The sequence below is a fragment of the uncultured Chitinophaga sp. genome, assembly GCF_937874145.1.
Lineage (GTDB): Bacteria > Bacteroidota > Bacteroidia > Chitinophagales > Chitinophagaceae > Chitinophaga.
In genome coordinates, this window is sequence record NZ_CALNBI010000148.1 from 1 (window position 1) to 4,567 (window position 4,567).

At 55.6% G+C, this 4,567-nt stretch carries 3 protein-coding genes and 1 pseudogene; all 4 read left to right on the plus strand.

Annotated features, from left to right (window positions below):
- Window positions 1-345 (plus strand): SMP-30/gluconolactonase/LRE family protein (locus Q0510_RS06995; RefSeq protein ID WP_298709514.1); only part of this gene is annotated, 345 nt, incomplete at its 5' end.
- Between the two features lie 286 nt (window positions 346-631).
- Window positions 632-3,049: a TonB-dependent receptor gene (locus tag Q0510_RS07000; RefSeq protein ID WP_298709516.1), complete on the plus strand. Its 2,418-nt coding sequence runs from the start codon at window positions 632-634 to the stop codon at window positions 3,047-3,049.
- 72 nt (window positions 3,050-3,121) lie between these two features.
- Window positions 3,122-4,270, plus strand: coding sequence for a glycoside hydrolase family 130 protein (locus Q0510_RS07005; RefSeq protein WP_298709518.1), 1,149 nt, complete (start codon window positions 3,122-3,124; stop codon window positions 4,268-4,270).
- Between the two features lie 76 nt (window positions 4,271-4,346).
- Window positions 4,347-4,567, plus strand: a pseudogene (locus Q0510_RS07010) (amidohydrolase); the annotation flags it as partial.

Below are 4,567 nucleotides of genomic sequence, written 5' to 3' on the forward strand. Positions count from 1 at the left end.
CTGCCCGACGGGACCCTGCAGAATGAGCGCATCATCATTACCATTCCGCCTGCCGACGGCGTCCCCGACGGGATGGCCTGCGACGCGGAAGGCATGCTCTGGATCGCGCTGTGGGGAGGATTTGGTGTAGGAAGATACAACCCCGCTACCGGCGAGCGCATCGGGTTCGTGGAAGTACCAGTTCCCAACGCCACCGCCTGCTGCTTCGGCGGCGAGCATCTCGACCAGCTGGTGATCACGACCGCCGCCAAAGAAACTGACCTGTCACAATACCCCCTTGCCGGCGATCTTTTTACGGCAAAACCCGGTGTGACGGGGCTTCCGGCAGGCAGTACCGACTTCTGAATCAATTATTTACAATCTCATTGCTACGTCATTATACGTAGTGTGCGCACGGCACCGGCGGGTATTTGCCGGTGCCGTGCCGTTTCCTGCCATTCATATTTCCTCCCGACCATCCGTCAATCCCCTGAAACTTTCCTTCCTCCGCCCCGTCTTTATCTTGCAGGCTGCCGCACCGGGAAATGTTCGTCAAATAATCCAGTGTGGCGGTTTTGGGATGAACGGCCCTTTAAATCCGTGAATCCGTCCGAACTTTAATATCATCCTTTCAGCACCTTTAACCTTGTTTATGCAACTCCGCTCCAGTCTCATATTGTTGATCCTATTCGTGTGCGTTTCTTTCTCCTCATCCGCACAGCGCAATATCTACCTCAAAGTCACCGATGCGGGAGGGAACCCGCTTCCATTCGCCAGTGTTGTCGTGAAAAAAGCGGGAGATTCCGCGCTCGTGAAAGGGCAGATGAGCGATACCGACGGCAAGATCCTGTTCGAATCCATCCAGCCCGGCAAATATTACATCGAAGCTTCGCAGATGGGGTTCACCACTACCCGCACGGATGTGTTCCAGCTGCAGGACAAGCCCGTCAACCTCAACACCCTCATCCTGCAGTCGGCTCCCAAAAGCCTGAAAGGTGTGGAGGTTACTGCGCAGAAACCATTCATCGAACGCGGGGAAGGTAAAACGGTGCTCAACGTGGAAGGCAGCGTGGCCGCGGCCGGCAACTCCGTGCTCGACCTGCTCCGCCGCGCGCCGGGCGTAACCGTGGATAAAGACGAAAACCTCGTGCTGAAAGGCAAGCAAGGCGTGACGGTGATGATCGACGGCAAGCTGACTTACCTTTCCAACGAAGCACTGGCGGAACTGCTGAAAAGCATGAACGCGGAAGGAGTGACCGCCATCGAGATTATTACCAGTCCGGGTGCGAAATACGATGCCGCAGGTTCTTCTGGCATCATCAACATCAAAACGAAGAAAGGCCAGCTGACGGGCTTCAACGGTTCCGTAAGCCTTTCCGGCGGCTTGGGGCGATATTTTTATTACAGCACCGGCGTAACGCTCAACTGGAGAACGAAGAAATTCAACGCGTTCGGCAATCTCAACTGGGGCGACCGCCAGGGTTTCAATACCCGCGAACTGAACCGTAAAGTGGGAGGCGACGAGCCGCTGAATTACCATCAGTCGGTTTTCCAGAAAAACGATTTTCTCAACCGTTCCGGCAAATTCGGGTTTGATTATTTCCTGAATGACAAGCAAACGATCGGTGTGATGGTGAACGGCTACAGCAACGCCTTCTGGCGTTCCGCTCCCAGTGCCACGGAGATCATGAACCCGGGCCAGCCTGCCGATTCGGTTTTGCACACGTCGGTGATCGGTAACAACCGTTTCAGGAGCACCGCCGTCAACCTGAACTATAAACTGAAAATCGATACCAGCGGCTCAGAATTCTCGATGGACGCGGATTACATGAAGTTTTACAACCGCATGGGCACCCATCTATCCGACTACATGCAACGGAACAGTGACGAAGCGATCCTCAATGAGAGCGCGCTCCGCACCGTGCCGCATACCCGAATTACCATCCGCAGCATCAAGGCGGATTGGGTGCAGTCGCTCGGAAAGGGCTACAAGCTGGAAGCCGGCGCCAAAGGGAGCTTCGTGGAAACGAACAACAACATGGTGTACGATTCGCTGATGGATGGCGTGTACAAACCTGTGTTGTCGCAGTACGACCAGTTCATTTATGCGGAAGACGTGCTGGCGGGTTACACGACTTTCAAGAAGAGCTGGAAAGTATTCGACGTAACGGCAGGATTGCGGGTGGAACATACGATGTCGGACGCGAATTCGGTGTCGATGAAGAACCGCATCAAACGCAACTACACCGACTTCTTCCCGAATTTCACCATCGATTATAAACTGGCGGAAGATCATAAGATCGGCGCTACGTACAACAAGCGCATTAATCGTCCGGGTTACGGGCAGCTGAATCCCTTCATGTTTTTCCTGGACAAATACACCTTTTTCCGCGGCAACTCCTACCTGACGCCGGAGTATACGCACAACACGGAGCTGTCGTACACTTTCAGGAACAAGTACATTTTCACGGCGGGGTATACGCAATCGAACGATGTGGTGAACGAGTACCTGTTCCTGAACGAGGAAACGAAAGTGACCACCAGCACCGTGCTGAACATCGGTACGCGCAAGAACTGGTCGGCCGAAGTTACGCTGCCGGTGGATTTCACGAAGTGGTGGAATTCCAATACCAATGGATCATTCTTCCATAATCAATATTGGATAAAAGATCCGAAGGGAGATTTTACGACGAAGAGCCTTTCGTGGTACTTCAATTCCACGCATACATTCTCGCTGCCGAAGGATATCAAGATCGAGCTGAGCGGCTGGTACGAAGCGCCGAACGTGTATGGCATCTGGCAATCCAGGGGTATGTGGGCGGCGAATGCGGGTGTGCAGAAGACGGTGATGCAGAAGAAAGGCACGGTGAAAGTGAGCGTCAACGACCTGTTTGCTTCGGCGCGCTTCCGGGGTACGGCTGATTTCAACGGCGTGTACCTGGATGTGAACAACCGCTGGCAGAACCGTACGCTGAACGTTTCCTTCACTTACCGTTTCGGGAATTCGAAAGTGGAGGGTGCGCGCGAGCGGAAGGCAGGGAGCGAGGAAGAGAGCCGCCGGGCGGGTTGATAAAGACATTATCCTTTGCCATATGAAGCCCGGCGATGCATATGCGCCGGGTTTTTTTGTATATTCAGGGGTATGAAAATTCCACGTATCCTGATTGCCGCCTTGCTGGTGCTGGGCGCTTCCTCCGTGATGGCGCAGCACCGGTTGCCCGCCTGGGCGATGGGCGGGTTCGTTCGCCCGGAGGGGCGTAACCCCGTCATTTCCCCCGACAGCCTCAATTTGTTCTGGTGCCCTATGCTGGGCGATTCCATCGCCTGGGAATCGAACGATACCTTCAATCCCGCCGCGGCGGTGAAAGACGGGAAGATCGTTTTGCTGTACCGCGCGGAAGACAAGTCGGGCGTGAAGATCGGCCACCGCACGTCCCGCCTGGGGCACGCCGTAAGCACCGACGGCGTCTCTTTCGACCGGATGAAGTCGCCGGTGATGTACCCCGGGGAAGATAGCCAGAAAGAAAACGAATGGCCCGGCGGCTGCGAGGATCCCCGTGTGGCGATGACGGCGGAGGGCTTGTACGTGATGCTGTACACCCAATGGAACCGGAAAGTGGCGCGCCTGGGCGTGGCCACCTCCCGCGACCTCGTTCACTGGGAGAAGCACGGGCCGGCATTTCAAAAAGCATATGGCGGCAAGTTTCATGAAACCTGGAGCAAATCCGCATCCCTGGTAACGGAGATCGTTGCCGGCAAACAGGTGATCGCCAAAGTCAACGGCCGGTATTTCATGTATTGGGGCGAGCGTGGGATTCATGGCGCCTGGTCTGATAATTTAAAGGATTGGGAGCCGGTGGTGGATGAGAAAGGCAATCTCCGGTCGTTCATCCGCCCGCGTGACGGGTTTTTCGACAGCGATCTGACGGAGTGCGGTCCCCCGGCTATCAAGACCCCTGCGGGCTACCTGCTGCTTTATAACGGCAAGAATAAATCCGGCGCCAACCGCGACGTGCGCTTCAATGCCAACGCGTATTGCGCGGGGCAAGTGCTGTTCGACCTGGAAGACCCCACGAAGCCCGTTGGCCGCCTGGATGCGCCGTTCCTCCGGCCCATGGCGCCTTTCGAGAAGAGCGGGCAGTATAAAGACGGTACGGTGTTTATCGAAGGCATGGCTTTCCATGAAGGGAAGTGGTACCTGTATTACGGTTGCGCCGATTCGAAGGTGGGCGTGGCTGTTTTCGACCCTTCGCAGCCCGCTGCGGCGGACCCGCTCCCGGAAGCGCCCTGATCCGCCGCTCGTCATTTCCGGCTTGTATTTTTGGCGGTAATGCGTAGATTTAGCAACTATCTTACCCTTAACGCTTATGTTCAGAACTTATGCCCTGGCCGGCGGCCTCCTTTGCGCCACCGCCGCGAACGCACAACAGCAAATGGATTTCGTAAAGTATGATCCCGTATCCACGCTGAAAGTGGCGGAGCATCCCATCTCCCGTGCGAAATTCCCGTTCATAGACATTCATAACCACCAGGGCAATATGGGCTCCGCTTCGCTGGAAAGCCTCGCCAAAGAGATGGACCGCCTCAA

Bases quoted from the DNA above. Each gene is read 5' to 3' on its own strand.
- Q0510_RS07005 (WP_298709518.1), top strand. From the start codon at position 3,122: ATGAAAATTCCACGTATCCTGATTGCCGCCTTGCTGGTGCTGGGCGCT.
- Q0510_RS07000 (WP_298709516.1), top strand. From the start codon at position 632: ATGCAACTCCGCTCCAGTCTCATATTGTTGATCCTATTCGTGTGCGTT.